This window comes from Streptomyces sp. NBC_01016 (assembly GCF_026341035.1).
GTDB lineage: Bacteria > Actinomycetota > Actinomycetes > Streptomycetales > Streptomycetaceae > Streptomyces.
This window is the reverse complement of sequence record NZ_JAPEOQ010000001.1, coordinates 5,285,493-5,302,461: the sequence shown is the minus strand read 5'-3', so window position 1 is coordinate 5,302,461 and position 16,969 is coordinate 5,285,493. Positions and strand designations below refer to the sequence as shown.

Sequence of the window (16,969 nt, the reverse complement as noted above, 5' to 3'; positions counted from 1 at the left end):
AAACAGCGCGCAAGCGCCCCACCGTCCGGAGGCCCCATGTCCACCACCGGCAACGCCCTGCCGCCCGTCGTCGACCGCGCCACGTGGGAGAAGGAACTGGCGGCGCTGCGGGTCCGTGAGAAGGCAGCCACGCGGGAGCTCGACGCCATCGCCGCGCAGCGGCGCCGGCTGCCGATGGTCGAGCTGCCCGACTACGTACTGGAGGGCGAGGACGGGCCGGTGCGGCTCGCCGACGTCTTCGGCGAGCAACCGCAGTTGATCGTCTATCACCACATGTGGAACGAGGGCGCGGAGTGGCAGTGCGGCGGCTGCACCGGCTTCACGTCGCAGTTCACGCGGCTCGCGGGGCTCGAGAAGTTCGACGCCCGCTTCGTGATCGTCACGCAGGGGCCGATCGACGAGGCGCTCGCGTACCGGCACAAGGTCGGCAACACGATGACCTGGTACTCCACCGCGAACAGCGAGTTCGGCGCCGACCTCGGCGCGCCGCCGAACGCCGGGTTCGCGGTCAATGTGTTCCTGCGCGACGGCGACACCGTGTATCGCACCTGGCACACCGAAGGCCGCGGTACCGAGCAACTGAGCTATCTGTTCGGCCTGGTCGACCTGCTGCCGTACGGCCGGCAGGAGGAATGGCAGGACTCCCCCGCGGGTTGGCCCAAGTCGCCGACCTACAGCCGGTGGGCGTCACCGCAGGAGATCGCCGCGGCGTACGGCGAGCGCGGCTGAGGTCAGGCGTCCTCGACGCCGAGCACGCGGTGCACGGTCTGCTGGGCTTCGTAGAAGTCGGTGTCGGAGACGTCCGGGTCGTCCTCGGTCTGCTCGAGCCAGTCCGACATGTCGTCGGGCGACCAGCGGTCGAAGTCCTTGGGGATGTCCAGTGTCGTGGTGTTCATGCGCAGCCGGGCGACGGCTGTCGCTTCCTCGACGCTGATCGTGTTCACTTCGGTCATCGCGCCCCTCCCATCGGGTCTTCACGGGATCGGACCGGCGACCTTGCCAGACGCGCCCTGCGAGTGTCCAACCGCGACGTCACGGACAGTGAGGAGCGGTCACCAAGTCCTGGCCCCGAGTGCCCGGTTGACCTCCGGAAACGGTCAGGCGTGACCCTTCGCGGCGCCCCGTACGACGGCATCCCATTGCCTCGGGCGAACCAGTGGTGTCACCATTGGTTCATAAATCGGTTCGAGCCCTCGGGAGCACACGTATGGCACGCACTGCGCGATGGATGGTGGGCGGAACGGCGGTCGCGGCCGCCGGGGCCGGGATGGCCTGGCTGTGGCGGCACCAGGAGGAGGTCGCGTTCCGGCGGCCCGTGAACGAGTGGACGTTCACGCACATGTCGACGGTGCTGCCGGTGGCGGCCGTGCCCGCCGCCGCGCAGGTGCGCCCGCTGCCACCGGGTGACATGCCGACCGGATTCACGTACGAGTTCCGCGGCACGCGCCGCACCCTGGAGGAGCTGCACGCGCGGACGCACACCACGGGGTTCGCCGTCCTGCACCGCGGGCGGCTCGTGCACGAGAGCTATCCGGGCCGGTTCGGCGGGCCCGCTCGCCGCTTCCAGCTCTTCTCCCTCACCAAGTCCGTGACGTCGGTGCTGCTCGGTATCGCCCTGTCGGAGGGCACGGTGGGCTCGCTCGACGACAAGGTGGTGACGTACTGCCCCGAACTGGCCGGGTCGGCCTTCGACGGGCCGACGATCGCGGATCTGCTCGACATGACGAGCGGGGCCGGCGGCGTCGAGGACTACGAGGACCCGCAGGCACCCGTCAACCGTCTGATGCGGGCCGTGACCGGGCGGGGCTCGATACTCGACGTGGTCCGTTCCGTCGACACCGGAGCGGCCCCCGGCACGTTCTTCAACTACTCGACCCTCGATACGCAGGTCCTCGGCTGGGTGGTCGAGGCCGCCACCGGCATGCCGCTTGCGCAGTACGCCTCCGAGCGGCTGTGGAGCAGGATCGGCGCGGAGACGGCCGCGTACTACGGGCTCTCGCGCAGCCGCCCGCGGACCGCCGTCGGCGGCGGATCGTTCAATGCGACGGTGCGGGACATGGCCCGGGTGGGGCTGCTCATGGCGCGCGGCGGGGCCGTCGACGGGGAGCAGGTCGTCCCGGAGGAGTGGATCGAGCGTGGGCGCGGGAGCGGGAAGGAGTTCCTGCGGCCGGGAGCGCTCAGCGAGCTGTACCCCGCGCACTACGGCTACGCGAACCAGTGGTGGACGCTCGGCGGCGAGCACCGCGCCTTCACCGGGCTCGGCATCTACGGGCAGTTCCTGTGGGTGGATCCGGTGGCGGACGTCGTCGTGGTGAAGACGAGCGCCTGGCCCGTGGCCGAGGATCCGGACCGGGACGCCGAGACCGTGGCGGCGCTCTCGGCCCTGGTCACCCACCTCGCCACGGCGGAGTGACGGGGCGGGCCGGTGCATAGGATTGGCGCCATGACAGACCACGGCGGCAGCACGCCGGCGCCGGCCGCCCGAACCGCCCGGCGCGGTCGGCCACCGTCCACCGCCCTCAACCGGGACCGGATCCTGGACGCCGCCCGCGCCCTCCTCGCACGCGAGGGCCCGGACGCCCTCACCCTGCGCCGCCTCGGAGCCGAGCTCGGCTCCAATCACACCGCCGTGCTGCGCCACTTCTCCGGCAAGGAGGAGATCCTCCTCGGGCTCGCCGAGCAGCTGATCGAGGAGGCGGTCACGGGGTACGAGCCGACCGACTCCTGGCGCGAGACCCTGGCCGGCCTCGCCCGTCGCGTACGCGGTGCCTGCCTCACCCACCCGCAGGTCGCCGCCGCCGTGGCCGGCCGGGTCTCCCGCCGCGACGCCGAGTTCCGGGGCGCGGATCTCGTCATCGGCGCGCTGCGGCAGGCCGGTTTCGGCGACCGTGACGCCGCCCGCTACTACCGCGCGCTCGCCGACACCGCCCTCGCCATGGGCGCCCAGGAGGCGGCCGTCGCCGCGCTGGACAGCACGGCCCGGGAGGGCGACCGGCTGGCCTGGCGGCGCGAGTACCTGGCCGTGTCGCCGACCGCCTATCCGCACCTCGCGTCGGTCGCCCCGCATCTGGCCGACGCGGACGAGGACGACCAGTTCGAGACCGTGCTCGGGCTGCTGCTCGACGCGGTGGAGATGCGGGCGCCGCAGAAGCCCTGATGAGGCAATGCGGCCCCGCGCCCGCCGAACATCCACGACGATGGGGCGCGGAGACGATGGGGCGCGGGCCATCGTCGCGTCGGGTGAAGGAGACCGGACCGTGTTCGGATTGCTGTCCAAGCTCGCGGAGTTGCTCGCCCAGTTCAGCACGGGCCTCGTCACGCTCCGGCGCACCGCGCAGGACACCGATGTGGCGGCCGCGCTGCTGCGCTGCGCGGTGGAGCTGCAGGATCTGTGCGTACGCGGAGACCGGCTGCTGGCCCTCGCCGACGACCTGCTCGACGGTTCCGAAGGACCGGGTACGGCGCAGGAGTTCGTGCGCCTAGTGAACGTGCAGGCGGAGGCGGTCGGCGCGCTGCGCGGCACCCTCGTCGAGTGTCAGGCGCTGATGGCAACCGTCGACGCGGAGGTCTACGTGCAGCTCGCGCCGCTCCTCGACGCGAAGTCCGGCCTGCTGGCGCGGTGGCAGCACCAGGCCACGATGAGCGCGCTGTCGACGACGACCCTGTTCTTCCTGCCGAGGGCGGCGCTGGACGAGGTCCTCGCCGTCGGCAGGGTCCACGCGGCCCCGGACGGGCTGGCCGACGATCGTACGGACTACCTCCTGGCCGTCGGCGAAGGCATGCGCGCCGCACGCGCCCGCGAGGTGCGCGACCTCAGCCGCGCCGCGGCGACGGGCCACGCTGCCGCCGTCAGGGACGAGTTGGCCGACGCCAAGGACGAACTGGCGCGCGCCGGTGCCCTGTGCCGACAACTCGTGGACTCCGTGCAGGAGGCCGTGGGGCCCGACGCGATGGCGCGACTGCGGCGGCAGTTGGTGCCGAAGCAGGGGGTGGCTAGGCCCGGCCGGACCCCTGCCCAGTAGCCGGCTTGTTCACCTTCTCGTACAGCTCGCGGTCCCGTGGGAAGCCCGCCTTGGCGAAGGCGAGGCTGCCCGCGCCGGTGGCCAGGATCCGGATCGCGTCGAGGCCGAGGGCTCCGGCGAGCCGCTCGGTGTTGAACTGCAGGCGCTGGAAGAGTCCGCTCCCCCGCGCGTCCGCCGCGATGCGGACCTCGTCCATGGTGATGTCCTTCGTCCGGAAGTCGAACCGGAGTTGCAGCACGGCCCGGTTCTCCCCGCCGTCCCGCAGCACCAGGTCGACGCTGCCGGCGCCGTCCGGGTAGAGAACGATCTCCGCCTGCGCCCCGGTCAGCCGGTCCAGGAGCAGATCGGTGAACATCGCCGGGGTGATGGGCACCAGCGACTTCCAGATCTCGACGAACTCCTCGTCCAGTCGGCCGACGAGCAGCCTCGGCTCCAACGACCGGAACTCCGCGACCGTGAGGGCAGCCACCAACTGCCGTTCAGCTTCCCGGTCTTGGGCGTCCGGCGCCGCGACGGCCGGTTCCAGGGACGGGCCGGACCCGCAGCGCACCAGATGGTCCCATACCGGGTCCTTCGGGAAGGGCGGCAGACTCCAGTCGTCCGCGCACGCCTCCCAGCCCCGCTGCCACCACGCGACGGCCTTCAGCGAGCGCAGACCGAACCGGAGCGCGCCCGCGATCTCGCAGCGCACCAACAGGCCCCTCGCCGAGACGGTGTCGAGGTTCGCGCCCGGCTCCCCGGCGGCCGTCGCGAAGCGCTCCGCCGCGGCGACGGTCTCGGCATGACTGATCAGCCGCGGCGCGTCCGAGATCACCACCGGAATCGGCGACTGGAGGACCCGCACCGGGTCCTCGGGGGCGAACACCACGTCGTCGGCGAGGACGATCAGCGGCCTGACGTCGCCGCCGTCGATCATCACGACCTCGAGCGCCGCGTCACCCATCGGTGTGTGGCTCCTCGTGACGCGCTTGACGTCACAGACGGGCAGGCTGAGCGTCTCGCCGATCGCCGGTATCTCCACGCTCACCCGACCGCCGTCCACGGTGGGCCGCAGGCCCAGCACCTCGGTGAACGCCGTCGCGATCTCACGGGTCAGCGCGCTCTCGTCCCGCTCGCGCCTGGTCGGCAGGGCCTTGAGGGAGTCGAGGTTGGCGCGCACCGTCCCGGTCAGCGCGTGGCCCTCGCCGAGCACGCGCAGGCAGTCGGCGAGGGTGTGCTCGAAGTCCGCGGCGGCACGCTCGGCCTGACCGGACGTCAGGTACGCGGTGGCGAGGTCGTTGCGCGCGGAGAGGGTGCCGGGATCGTCGGCCCCGCTGACCCGCCGCCGCTCCGCCACGGCCAACTCATAGAGCGGCACGGCCTGTTCGGGCCGATCATCTGCGAGCCATCCGGCGAACCAGATGGAGGCGAGGTTCGCGAGCGTGGAAACGGTGACGTGGTCGTCCGCCCCCACGACCCGCACCACACCGGCGAGGAGCCTCTCCTGCAGCCCGAACGCCTCTACGTAGCTCCGTTCCCGGTAGTACGCGTGGGCCAGTTCTCCGCAGGCGGCGAGCGTACGCGGATGATCCTCGCCCAACGTGCGGACGTTGTCGTCGTACTGCCGCCTCAGACCGTCGATCCCCATGCCACCGATGATCCCTCAACGACCCCCGGGACCGGGAGGAGGCGATGGCAAAGGCGAAAAGGAAGGATGCGAAGGTGGATGCGGACTCCCGGGCCTTCCGTAACTGAGAGCCGCCAGGTGTGCACACCGCATTCGAGGAGGAGACAAGAGTTCATGGGGCCAGTGGAGGCGGCGGTATCTCTCATGGCATTCGGTGCCGTGTTCGGGATCGCGGGCGCCGGGAGCCTGTTCAAGAGGCGATGGCTGCGGCGCAACGGCGCGCGAACGTCAGGCACCGTCGTCCGGTTGGACAGGAGCTCCGGCAGCGACGGGGCGTCCTACCATCCGATCGTGCAGTACCGGGCCGGCGACGGCAGCCTGGTGGAGTCCCGGTCCTCGTTCGGGAAGGGCCGGTCCTCAACGCTGCAACCCGGCACACCGGTCACGGTCTTCTACGATCCGGCCAAGCCGCGGCGGATGGCCATCGACGGCTACGCCACCGGCGGCCAGTTCCTCTTCTCCCTCGTCGGAGCCGTCATCTTCGCGGGCGGCGTATTCATGCTCGGCCGAGGGTGACCTGCTCCGCCCGGCACTGACACGCGGCACCTCGTTCCCGGCACCGTCGGGGCATATGGAATTTTATGGATGAATGCCCCGTGGAGTGATGAATCGCCGTTCCTTTTCTGCCCTGATGGCGGCATGCGCCGCGGGAGGGGTCCTCGGCCCACTCCTCGGCTGCTCCCGGTCCGACGGCGCCTGGACACCGGGGACGGCGACAAGATCTACGCCAGCCTGCACACCGGCACGACGGCCTGGTTCACCTTGGCGGTCCGACGGGCCAATCCGCTCGTGGTGACCCGATGAGCCGGGGGAAAATCCGGTCGCGCGGTGGCGTCGATGGGATAGCCTGCCCGGGATTTCGCGCGGCAGGTTCTCTGCCGCCCCGTTCGGCGCGCTCGGCGTCGACACGCATCGCGTGCCCTGCCCGGAAGGAGGCGAGAGACATGGACCGTACTGAATGCGTTGCGGCCATAGTTGCCTCCGGCCGTGTGCCCTCCCTCCTCTGCGGCGCGCGGTAACTCTTCCCTCCCTTCTAGTTTCTTGTCTTCGGCATCTTCCTGAGATGCCGCGTCACGAGATGTCCTGGCCTGCACGGTTCGTCGCCGCTCGGGCCGCGGGGGCGCGCGCCCGAAGACGGGCCCTTCTCCTGCTGGTCACCGTGATCTCGGCACTCTCCGCCTCACGACCGGCAAGAGCGCCGGCGTGAGTTGACACGCAGTTGGTGAGGCAGGTCCCGGGTGCTGTCCGCGGTTCCCGCTGCCCTGTCGCCATGCCGTGTCCCGTGCTGCGTACACCGGACCATCGTCGCCGAGCCCTTGTGATGCCCCAGGTGTGCCGGCGGTACCGCGAGCAGGCTCTCGACTTTGAGAAGCAGGCGGCGGACATGGGGCCGGGCCAGGACGGACCTCCGGGGGAAAGGTGGGGCGTACACTCCGAACATGGGTTGCACATACGCGGTGAGGGAGTGCCTTCGATCGGCACCTCGCGCGCTGTGCGCCGCCGGTCCCGGAGTTCGCTGCCGTGCCCTGCACGGCCACGGCTGACCTGCGCGACGAGGCCCGCTCCTCACCCACCCTCTTCCTCCTTCCCGCGTTCCCGTCCTCGGGGCCGCGTTCCTGTCTGTTCAACACCACCCCCGCGACCCCTCGGCGTGCCGTAGGTGTCGCCTTCGGCGGCGGGCCCGGACCATCGGGCCCGCCGCACTCCGAGAGGACCCCTGTGAAGTTGAGCGAGTTGCTGGCCGGGCACGACCATGAAGTTCTCCTCGGCGACTCGGAGACGCGGATCACCGCGGGCACGTGCTTCGATGCCCACCGCGTATCGCCCGGCTCCCTGTTCATCGCGGTGCCGGGCCATGTCGAGGGAGGTCCCGAACTCGTCGGCCCCGCCCTGGCGCGCGGCGCCGTCGCGGTGCTCGTCGACCGGGCGGCGCCCGAACTCCCGGCGGGCGTGCGGGCGTCGGCCGCCGGAGTGTGTGTGGTGCGGGTCCCCGACACCCGTAAGGCGGCCGCGGTGGTCACCTCGCGCTACTACAGCGAACCCGGACGGGACATGGACATGGTGGCCGTCACCGGCACCAACGGGAAGACCTCCGTGTCGTACATGGTCGAATCCGTGCTCCGGCTCGCCGAGGGCGCACGGGTGGGGGTCATCGGGACGGCCGGCAGCCGGATCGGCGACGAACTGATCCCGATGCCGAGGTCGGTGCTGAGCACCCCGGAGTCACCGGACTTCCAGTACCTGCTCGCCTGCATGCGCGACCGCGAGGTCACCACCGTGGTCCTGGAGGCCACGTCCATGGGCCTGTTGAACCACCGGGTGGACCGCGCGTTCCTCGACGTCGGCATCTTCACCAACCTCACGCAGGACCACCTGGACGACCACGGCACCATGGAGAACTACCGGGACGCCAAGCTGCGCCTGTTCCAGGGGCTGTGCCGGCGCGCGGTGGTCAACGTGGACGACCCGGTGGGAGCCCGGATCCCGGCGATGATGCCCGGCGCTGTCACGACGTACGCGCTCGACACGGAGGCGGACTTCCGGGCCACCGACCTCAGCATGGACGCGCTCGGCACGCGCTTCACCCTCCACCACGCCGGACGCAAGTACCCCGCGGCGATCCCCGTCCCCGGACGCTTCTCGGTGTCCAACGCGCTGGCCGCGGTGGCCGCTTGCCACCTGCTGGGCCACGATCTGAACGGGCTGGCTGCCGCGCTCGACGGGATGCCGCCGGTCCCGGGGCGCTTCGAACGCTTCGAGACGCCCCGCGGCACCTCCGTGATCGTGGACTACGCGCACTCTCCCGACTCCCTGGACAAGGTGCTCACCGCCATCCGCGACTTCGCCACCGGCCGGGTCATCACCGTCTTCGGCTGCGGGGGAGACCGGGACGTCACCAAGCGCGCGCGGATGGGGGAGATAGCCGGAACCCACTCCGACCTGTGCGTCCTCACCTCCGACAATCCGCGCACCGAGGACCCCGAGCGGATCCTGGACCAGATCGCACCCGGACTCAGGGCGACCGGGACCCGGTTCGAGCGGGTCACCGACCGCCGCCGCGCCATCGACTTCGCGCTGTCCGCCGCGGAAAAGGGAGACATCGTCCTGGTCGCGGGCAAGGGCAGCGAGCCGTACCAGACCATCGGCGAACGGCTGCTGCCCTTCAGCGACATGGCGACGGTGCGGGAACTCGCCGCGATGCAGAGCTAGGTCTTTGGACCTCCTCCGGTCGGTCCGCGTCAATCATTCACGGGCCCGATGCCGCGCCCGGCCACTCCGGGGCAGTGTGGTGGCGAACCTGCCGACAAGGAGCGCACGATGTCGTACTTCGAGAACATGCAGTACCCCGAGCCCCGCTACCACGGCGACAAGGGTGAGGTGAGCGCGTCGTTCCGCTCGGCCGACACCCCGCCGGAGGTGTCCTCGCCCGGCGGGTCCACCAGTTACCTCGCCACACAGGAGTCGACCGGCGGCGAATTCGGGCTCTACAAAGGCGTGTTGGGGCCGCGGTCCGCCGGGGCGAAGGAGCACTTCCACCGGGCGATGTCGGAGTCCTTCTACGTCCTGTCCGGCGAACTGGAGCTCTATGACGGCGAGAAGTGGGTGACGGGTCGGGAGGGAGACTTCCTGTACGTGCCGGCCGGCGGTCTGCACGCCTTCAAGAACACGACCGACGACCCCGTCTCCATGCTCATGCTCTTCGCCCCCGGCGCCCCGCGCGAGGACTACTTCGAGCGGGTCGCGGAGATGTCGCAGCGCGGCTCCGAGGAGCTCAAGGAGTTCCGCGTCCGGCACGACAGCTACTTCGTGGAGGACTTCGACTTCGGGGCGGGGCCCGCACAGTAGCCGGCGCCCACCGGCTTCAGAGCAGCCACAGCCACCGCGCCACCAACACCCCCGCGACCAGCAGCACCGCGACCAGCAGCACCGCGACCAACTCCAGCCAGAACAACCGGTGATCGCTCCGGCGATCCTCGCGCGTCAGGTCCCGCGCGCGCTGTGCGAGCCGCTCTGGGGCGTGGTCGTCGTTCGTCATCGGCCCGCCGCCACCTTTCCGGTCTTCTCGGTCTTGTCCCACGTCATTTGCTTGTTGCGGAGTTCCTGGACGAAGGAGGCGACCAGGCAGGCCGCCAGCAGCGAGCCGTATCCGGCCAGGTGCAGCAGGGGTGGGGCCAGCCACCGGAGCCGGGTCCCGGTCAGGAGTTCGGCGAGCCAGGCGATCGGCATCGAGAGGGCCGGCCATGCGTAGACGGCAAGCATCACCGGGTGGATCGAGCCGTCCTGCGGGAGCAGCCCCGAACGTTCCAGCAGCGGCATGAAGATGCCGGGCAGCGCCGTGATCACGAGGATCGCCGTGGCGATCGCGCCGGGGTAGATCAGGGCCTCGAACCTGCTGCGGCGGAAGGTATCCGGGTCGATGACGGCCGTCATGAACGTGATCAGGAGGTAGCAGATCAGGTTCGTCACCCAGAGGAGGTGGAACAGGGGCCAGGCGCGGTCGGGGTCGGTGAGGTAGAGGAAGAGCAGCGACGCCGAGCACAGCACGAGCAGGACGGGCGTGATCAGGAGGGAGAACCAGATCAGGCCGAAGAAGAAGGACCCGAGCCGGTGGTGGTGGTCGCCGCGCGCGGTGCGGCCCCGGAACCAGACGTCCTTGTAGCGGCGGGTGACCTGGACGTTGCCGCGGGCCCAGCGCAGGCGCTGCTTCCACAGGCCCGCCAGGTCGCCGGGTTCCTCCGCGAGGACGGTGGCGAAGCCGTCGAAGACGACGCGGCGGCGCGCGAGTTGGGTCTCGAACGTGGTGACCGTGTCCTCGGCGAGCGCGGACAGTTCGGGGTCGTGCAGGACGCTGCCCGCGACGACGATGCCGGAGTCCGTCTTGTCGCGGGCACGCGGCACCGCGGCCACCACCCGTCCGTCGGCGTTGGTGAGCACGTTCACGGAGTACTCGGTGCCCGGCAACATCTCCTGGAGCAGATACGTGCCGTCCTGCGGGAGCCGGGCGAGGTCCTCGGGGCGCTCGACGACGGTCACGCCGCGGGAGCCGGAGCCGGTGCGCGGCTTGGCGATCGCGGGGAAGCCGCCCTCGAAGTCGGCGCCCGGGACGCCGACGGGGCCGATGAGGCGGGTGACCGGCTGGCGCACCCTGCCCTCGCACGCCTCGGCGAGACGCCACTTGTCGAGGCAGGTCTCCAGGCCTTCGGCGTCCGGGACGAGCACGCGCACCCCGGCCTCGGCGAAGGAGTCGGCGGCGCGGGCCAGGGCGACGAGCTCGGAGTCCACGGTCGGGACGACGACGTCGACGGCGTAGCGGCGGCACAGGGTCAGCACGGCCTCGGCGAAGTGCGGGGCGTGGCCGGGAGGCAGCAGCGGACGGTAGGCGCGCGGCACCAGGTACAGGCCCGCGCCGTTGGGGTCGATGTCGGCGGCGTACCGCTCCGCGGAGCCTTCGAGGGCCCGCAGGAAGCACACGCCGGAGGGCTCGCCCGCCGCCGGTCACCAGCACGCGGGGCGGCCGCCCGAGGGAGGCGGCGAGGTCCGGGACGGGCGTGGTGTGCGGCTCGGACATGGCCTGCGAGAAATCAGGCACGGTCTGCGGGACATCAGACCCGGTCCGCGGGAGATCAGACATGGTCTGCGGGGAAGTAGCCGAGCGGAGTGGCATCGCGGATGACCTCCAGAGGTTCTGCGTAGCGGGCCTGTGAGAAGCGGCCCCAGTAACGGGCGGTGGAGCGCAGCAGGTCCTCTTCGAGGTACCAGCGGCTCGCGGCCTGGGAGTGGTGTTCGTTGATCGCGGAGAGTTTCGCCTAGAGGTCGTTCGCGCGCAGGCCGACGAAGCGGTTGGGCCGGTAGGCGACGGTGGCGGAGGGCGACTGGTAGCACGCCACGCGCGGCACCCGGCGGCAGGCCACGAGGGTGGCCCGGTGGACGGCGCGGTGGTCCTGGTGGGTGTCGCTGTCGGAGTGGACGAGGACGACGTCGGGCCGGGTCTCGGCCACGGTGCATTCGATGGTCCTGACGGTGTGGCTGTCGTCGGAGATGGAGCCGTCGGACAGGTCCTGCGCCCATGGCCCGTGCCGCCCGGTACGCCTCCCCGCGGCGCTCGTCGGGGTCGCCGCCGCCGGCGCCGTGGGACAGCGTCAGGATGGTGACGTCCCAGCCCTCGTCGGCCCGCCGGTGGATGGTTCCGCCGGCCCCGATCTCCACGTCGTCGGGATGGGCGTCGACGACCAGCATGTGGATGCGGCTGCGCGGCTCGACGGTCTCGGCCGGGTCGGGCCGTTCGCGCAGGGCGCGGGTCACGGCCGCCACCAGACCGTCGTCGCTTCCGGTGAGTCCGGTGTCCCATACGGCGACGTCCCAGTCCGGCGCGGACGGCGGTGGCTGCTCCCCCACCTCGAAGAACGCCTCCGGCGACCCGACGGTGTGGACGCAGGCCGCCCCCTGGGCGCGCAGCGCGTCCGCGGCGGCCGTCCCGGCACCCTCGTCGTCACGGTCCGCCAGCAGGATGCGGGCCCCGGAAAGCCCGGAGGGGTCGCCCTGGGCGGGCGGGCGCAATCCGCCTTCCCCCTCATTCGAAGCGCGGGACTTTGGTCCCGGTTTGCCCGTCTCGTGCCGGGCAGGACGACCTTTGCTCACGGCCCGCCGCCGGTCCGTGCACCGAACCGTCCGACCGAACCGTCCAGTGGAAGCGACAGAGCATGCTCGCCAGCAATCCGAACTACTCCGCCGACCGTCTCGCCGATCTCGCCGTCGCCGCCTTCACCCGCGAGGTGTTCCTGACGCCGAAGCCGGGACTACCGGATTGCCGGACCGCGCAGACCCCGTCCAACACCGTGTTCTCCTCGCTCGTCGACGCCGGTGTCGGCCTGCACGGCTCGTTCCGCGCCGCCGCCGAAGCGGGGGCCGGGGCCGACCTGGACCGGCTCGCGGCGGCCTGCGCCGACGCGCAGCAACAGGTGCCCTACGTCGCCTCTCTCAACGGCCTCGACGTCGCCGCCCGCTCGCTCTGCCTGCTGTCGGCCGCGTGGGCGCAGGGCGTGGAGAACGCCGACGAAGCCTGCCGCCTCGCTCTGGATCTCGACGCGCGGGTCGAACCCACCGGGGACTTCCGCGACGGCTACCGGGCCATGTCGGCCGCGGACAAGGAGCACCACCTGGCCACCGCGCTCACCGTCCTGCCGGAGCTGCGCGCGGCGCGGGAGCGGGGAGTCCCCGAGGAGACCGCGCAGCTCGACGCGCTCCTCACGATCATCGCGTCCATCGACGACGTCCGGGTGGCACAGGACAAGGGCCCGCTGGCGGTCCGCCTGATCCGGCAGGACGCCGCCGCCGTGCTCGCCGCGGGCGGCTCCGGCACCGAGGAAGGGAGCCGGCTGCTGGCCGAGCTCGACGAGGAGATGCTCCGCTACGGGATCTGCCCGGCGGCCGGCGGCGCCCTGCACACGGTGCTGCTCTTCCTGGACTCCGTCGTCGAGCGCCCGCTGGCGGCCGCGGCCTGACCCACGGTCCCGGCCCCGAGCGGCAGCACCGCATGGCGTACGCGGACTGGCCCGCCCCCGCCCTGGCACCGAGGCTGATGGGCACCGGCCACGTCGCGTACAGGAGGCACTCCCCCCGCATGGACGCCACCTCACCGGTGCCCGACGCCCGCACCCACCTGGCGCTCCAGTCGATCAGGGAGCTCTTGGCAGCCCAGCGACGGCGGATCAGGAAGTACGCCGAGTCGTACCAGGACGAGGACGAAATCCCGGGGCGGGACCGGGACCAGGACCAAAATGCGGCCGAATCGACGGCCGCCGTCTCGTCCACTCCCCTGCCGCCTGCGCCCTCCGCCCGTGAGGTGCTCGAAGCCCTGTCCGTTCCTGCGCTCCTGGTGGCTCCGCTCCTGGACGACGACGGCCGGATCCAGGACGCCCTCTACGTCGCCCGGAACGCGGCGGCCCTCGAGTACGCCGCCGAGCGCCTCCCGCGGGGCGGTGTCCCCCAGTGGAATCGCCCCGCCTCGCTGTTCGAGCGGTTTCCGTCCCTGTCCGGGTCGCCGCTTCCCGACATGCTGACCGAGGCCCTGCGCCGGGGCGCCCCGCAGGGGCCCACCTTGGTCGAGTGGGTGATGACCACGACGCACGGCCCGGTGCGGATCAACGATCAGGTACGGGTGGCCCCGTGCGGCGAGCACCTCCTGATCACCTGGGAACGCGGCCACCGGCTGCACATGGCGACGGCCGCCCAACAGCTGGTGCGTACCTGCTGGGCGGAGTGGAACCTGGGCGACGGCGGCGTCGATCCGTCGCGCGGGTTCCGCCGGGTCCTTGGCATCCCCGGCCACGCGGACATCCCCACGCTGTCCGAGCTGGCGGCGACCGTGACCCCGGAGAGCCTCCCCGACCTCTACCGGACGCTGTACGACGTCATCCTGCGCAAACGCACGAGCGTCTGCGAACTACGCATGAACGGAGCCGGTTCCCGGGTGATCCGGATGACCGCGGAGCCGGTGCGGATCGCCCCCGGCAGCCTGGTGTGGGCGCTGCGGGCCGTGCTCACGGACGTGACCGCCGAGCGGCGCCGTCGCGCGACCGCCGAGCGCGCGGAGCGCGAGGCGCGGCGCCAGCGCGAGCGCGCCGAGGCCGTCGCCGAGGTCGCCGGCGTCCTGCGCGAGGCGGTCCTCCCGCACTTCCAGGACGAGCCGGCCGCCTACGGGCTCGAGGCCACCACCGTGTACCGGCCCGACGCCCGGGAGGCCGGGGTCGGCGGCGACTGGTACAAGGCGCGCAGGCTCCCCGGCGGGAGTCTCCTCGTCGCGCTCGGCGACGCCCGCGGGCACGGCCTGGCCGCGGTCACCCTCATGGCGAAACTCCGTTACGCGCTCGCGGGTCTCGCCTACACCGAGCAGCGCGTCGAGCAACTCACGCAGTGGCTCAACGAGTTGGCCTGCGCCGACGGCGCCGAGTCCACCGCGACCGCGATCATCGCCCGCTACCACCCGGAGCGGGGCCTGCTGCGCTGGACCTGCGCGGGCCATCCGCGCCCGGTCCTGCTGCGCGACGGCACGGCCCGCCAACTCCCGGACCCCGAGGGCGGCCCCGGCCTGCCCCTGGGTGTTCTGCCGGGTACGCCGTACACCGCGGTGGAGGTGTCCTTGCGGGTGGGCGACATCGTCCTGATGTACTCCGACGGGCTGACCGAGCGCCGCGACAGCGACCCCGACCTCGATACGCGGCGCTTCCTCGACGCGGCACAGGAGTGCCTGGGCGGTGCCGCCCCCGGCGCGGGGCACGATGCGCTCAACGAGTACGCCGAGCGCATCGTCGGCGAGCTCGACGGTCCGCACCGCTCCGACGACGCGACGCTCCTGGTCCTGCGGCGCACCGCGATGTCCGCCTCGGCGCCTTAAACGGTCCACCTCGGCGCCTTAACGACCGCTCAGCACCCTCGCCCGTGACGCCGGTGGACCTGGCCGGAACAACCGCGTTTCGCGCCGCGGGGGTTGTCGAAGGACCGCGCGCCTCTTAACGTTCGATCAGTCCTGGATCGGGTCCCCGCAGGCCGCCGCGGCCGGGGTGGCCCGGGCCGCCCGGCAGCCGTCGACGGGAGCCCCGCGTGTCCTCCGTGTCCGCCGCAACCGAAGCCACTGACGCAACCGACACATCAGGTCCCACCGCACCGCCCGGCCCCTCGCCCGACGCCTCCCTGCGGGCCGGTCGCCGTCTCTCGCTCGCCCACCAACTGGCGCGCCAGGCGCGGCGTACGCCCACCGCCCCTGCCCTGCGCCACCGGGACCGGGAGATCACCTACGCCGCCCTCGACGCGCGGGTGAACCGGCTCGCGCGCGCCTACGCGGCGCGTGGTGTCGGGCCGGGCCACCGGGTCGCCGCGCTGACCACCAACCGGATGGAGACGGTGGAGGTCTGGTTCGCCGCGCTGCGGCTCGGCGCGATCGCCGTGCCGATCAACTTCCGCCTGGTTCCCGCCGAGGTGGCCCATGTACTCGGCGACTGCGCGCCGACCGTGTTCGTGGTCGACGAGCCGCTGACGGAACTGGGCCTGGAGGCACGGCGCCTGGCCGGTTCGGACTGCCGGGTGCTGCACCTCGGAGAAGACGCGAGCAGCGCACCGGAGGGCACGGAGAGCCTCACCTCGGTGCGCGAGGCGTACGGCGAAGGGCCCGTCGAGGTCGACGTCGACGAGAACGACCCGGCGTTCCTGATGTACACCTCGGGAACCACAGGTCGCTCCAAGGGAGCCGTGCTCAGCCACCTCAACCTGGTCGTGAACACCCTGCACATGGCGGAGGTCCAGGCGCCCAGGCCCACCGACCGGGGCCTGTTGAACATCCCGATGTTCCACATCGCGGGCGTCGACTCGGTCGTCGCCTCCATGCTCTACGGCACCTGCACCGTCATCGGCGCCACCGTCGGCTTCGACGCTGCCGAGACGGTCGACCTGCTGGAGCGGGAGCGGATCACCGGCTGCTTCCTCGTGCCCAGCCAGTGGAAGGCGATCTGCGAGGTGCCGCGCATCCGGGACCGCAAGCTCGTGCTGAACAGCCTGAGTTGGGGCGCGTCCGTCGCGCCGCCCTCCGTCCTGGAGGCGATGAACGACACGTTCCCCGGTGTCGTCATCAGGAGCGCCTTCGGCCAGACCGAGATGGCCTCGGTGACCTGCTACCTCGACGGCGAGGACGCGGTGCGCAAGCTCGGCTCCGTCGGCAAGCCGGTGCGCCATGTGGACGCGCGGATCGTGGACGAGGACATGCGGGACGTGCCCGTGGGCGAGGTCGGCGAGATCGTCTACCGCGGCGGCAACCTGATGCTGGGCTACTGGAACAACCCCGAGGCCACCGCGGAGGCGTTCGAGGGCGGTTGGTTCCACTCCGGTGACCTGTGCCGGATGGACGACGAGGGCTACATCTACGTCGTCGACCGCAAGAAGGACATGATCATCTCGGGTGGCGAGAACATCTACTCCGCCGAGGTCGAGGCCGTCATCGACCAGCATCCCAAGGTCGCCGAGGTGGCCGTCGTGGGCGTGCCGCACCCCGAGTGGGTGGAGACCCCGCGCGCGTACGTCGTACCGAAGGACCCGGCCGACCCGCCCACCGAGGCGGACATCACCGACCACTGCCGCGAACGGCTCGCCTCGTACAAGAAGCCAACCTCCGTCGTCGTCATCGAGGCACTGCCGCGCAATGCCGCCGGAAAGGTGCTCAAGGTGCGGCTGCGCGAGTCCGCCCGCGACTGACCGGACTCCCCCGACGCCCGCACCCCAGACTGGACGGATC

Annotated in this window: 14 protein-coding genes and 1 pseudogene; 10 read left to right on the top strand and 5 right to left on the bottom strand. The window is 71.6% G+C overall.

Going from position 1 to position 16,969, the window contains the following annotated elements; translation table 11 throughout:
* The first annotated feature begins 36 nt into the window (after positions 1-36).
* Positions 37-729 (top strand): DUF899 domain-containing protein, encoded by a 693-nt coding sequence (locus OG746_RS23825; protein ID WP_266717683.1) that lies wholly within the window; start codon positions 37-39, stop codon positions 727-729.
* Positions 730-731: 2 nt separating this feature from the next.
* Here OG746_RS23825 and OG746_RS23820 read toward each other — a convergent pair whose 3' ends face one another.
* Positions 732-953 (bottom strand): hypothetical protein, encoded by a 222-nt coding sequence (locus tag OG746_RS23820; protein ID WP_266717681.1) that lies wholly within the window; start codon positions 951-953, stop codon positions 732-734.
* A 254-nt stretch (positions 954-1,207) separates the two neighbouring features.
* Here OG746_RS23820 and OG746_RS23815 point away from each other — a divergent pair, with 254 nt between their 5' ends.
* The 3 genes from OG746_RS23815 (at position 1,208) to OG746_RS23805 (ending at position 4,022) form a co-directional block, all read left to right on the top strand.
* The gene (locus OG746_RS23815; protein ID WP_266717679.1) at positions 1,208-2,413 is read left to right on the top strand and encodes a serine hydrolase domain-containing protein; all 1,206 of its coding nucleotides are present in this window, start codon (positions 1,208-1,210) and stop codon (positions 2,411-2,413) included.
* A gap of 30 nt (positions 2,414-2,443) precedes the next feature.
* The gene (locus OG746_RS23810; protein WP_266717677.1) at positions 2,444-3,157 is read left to right on the top strand and encodes a TetR/AcrR family transcriptional regulator; all 714 of its coding nucleotides are present in this window, start codon (positions 2,444-2,446) and stop codon (positions 3,155-3,157) included.
* 100 nt (positions 3,158-3,257) lie between these two features.
* Positions 3,258-4,022, top strand: a complete 765-nt coding sequence (locus OG746_RS23805; protein WP_266717675.1) for a hypothetical protein — start codon at positions 3,258-3,260, stop codon at positions 4,020-4,022.
* On the opposite strand, the gene OG746_RS23800 is transcribed toward OG746_RS23805, so the two are convergent.
* On the bottom strand, positions 3,994-5,649 hold the full coding sequence (locus OG746_RS23800) for a tetratricopeptide repeat protein (protein ID WP_266717673.1): 1,656 nt from the start codon (positions 5,647-5,649) through the stop codon (positions 3,994-3,996). The genes OG746_RS23805 and OG746_RS23800 overlap by 29 nt on opposite strands.
* Here OG746_RS23800 and OG746_RS23795 point away from each other — a divergent pair.
* From OG746_RS23795 to OG746_RS23785, 3 genes are all read left to right on the top strand, one after another.
* Positions 5,587-6,204, top strand: a complete 618-nt coding sequence (locus OG746_RS23795; protein WP_323179650.1) for a DUF3592 domain-containing protein — start codon at positions 5,587-5,589, stop codon at positions 6,202-6,204. The two genes, OG746_RS23800 and OG746_RS23795, sit on opposite strands and share 63 nt — an antisense overlap.
* A 1,203-nt stretch (positions 6,205-7,407) precedes the next feature.
* A complete protein-coding gene (locus OG746_RS23790; protein WP_266719154.1) occupies positions 7,408-8,898 on the top strand; it encodes a UDP-N-acetylmuramoyl-L-alanyl-D-glutamate--2,6-diaminopimelate ligase in 1,491 nt (496 codons plus the stop codon).
* 108 nt (positions 8,899-9,006) lie between these two features.
* Entirely contained in the window at positions 9,007-9,534 is a 528-nt protein-coding gene (locus OG746_RS23785; protein WP_266717669.1) for a cupin domain-containing protein, read from the top strand.
* 16 nt (positions 9,535-9,550) lie between these two features.
* Here OG746_RS23785 and OG746_RS23780 read toward each other — a convergent pair whose 3' ends face one another.
* The 3 genes and pseudogenes from OG746_RS23780 to OG746_RS23770 all read right to left on the bottom strand — a co-directional run bounded on the left by OG746_RS23780 (position 9,551) and on the right by OG746_RS23770 (position 11,925).
* A complete protein-coding gene (locus OG746_RS23780; protein WP_266717667.1) occupies positions 9,551-9,724 on the bottom strand; it encodes a hypothetical protein in 174 nt (57 codons plus the stop codon).
* Positions 9,721-11,160: an ATP-grasp domain-containing protein gene (locus OG746_RS23775; protein WP_266717665.1), complete on the bottom strand. Its 1,440-nt coding sequence runs from the start codon at positions 11,158-11,160 to the stop codon at positions 9,721-9,723. The genes OG746_RS23780 and OG746_RS23775 overlap by 4 nt, the downstream gene beginning before the upstream one ends.
* A gap of 335 nt (positions 11,161-11,495) precedes the next feature.
* Positions 11,496-11,925, bottom strand: a pseudogene (locus OG746_RS23770) (PIG-L deacetylase family protein).
* 464 nt (positions 11,926-12,389) lie between these two features.
* On the opposite strand from OG746_RS23770, the gene OG746_RS23765 reads away from it, so the two are divergent.
* From OG746_RS23765 to OG746_RS23755, 3 genes are all read left to right on the top strand, one after another.
* On the top strand, positions 12,390-13,190 hold the full coding sequence (locus tag OG746_RS23765; protein WP_266717663.1) for a triphosphoribosyl-dephospho-CoA synthase: 801 nt from the start codon (positions 12,390-12,392) through the stop codon (positions 13,188-13,190).
* A gap of 119 nt (positions 13,191-13,309) precedes the next feature.
* The gene (locus tag OG746_RS23760; protein ID WP_266717661.1) at positions 13,310-15,082 is read left to right on the top strand and encodes a PP2C family protein-serine/threonine phosphatase; all 1,773 of its coding nucleotides are present in this window, start codon (positions 13,310-13,312) and stop codon (positions 15,080-15,082) included.
* A 206-nt stretch (positions 15,083-15,288) separates the two neighbouring features.
* Positions 15,289-16,929 carry an AMP-binding protein gene (locus OG746_RS23755; RefSeq protein WP_266717659.1) on the top strand — a complete coding sequence of 547 codons (1,641 nt, stop codon included), beginning with the start codon at positions 15,289-15,291 and terminating at the stop codon, positions 16,927-16,929.
* Positions 16,930-16,969 lie beyond the last annotated feature (40 nt).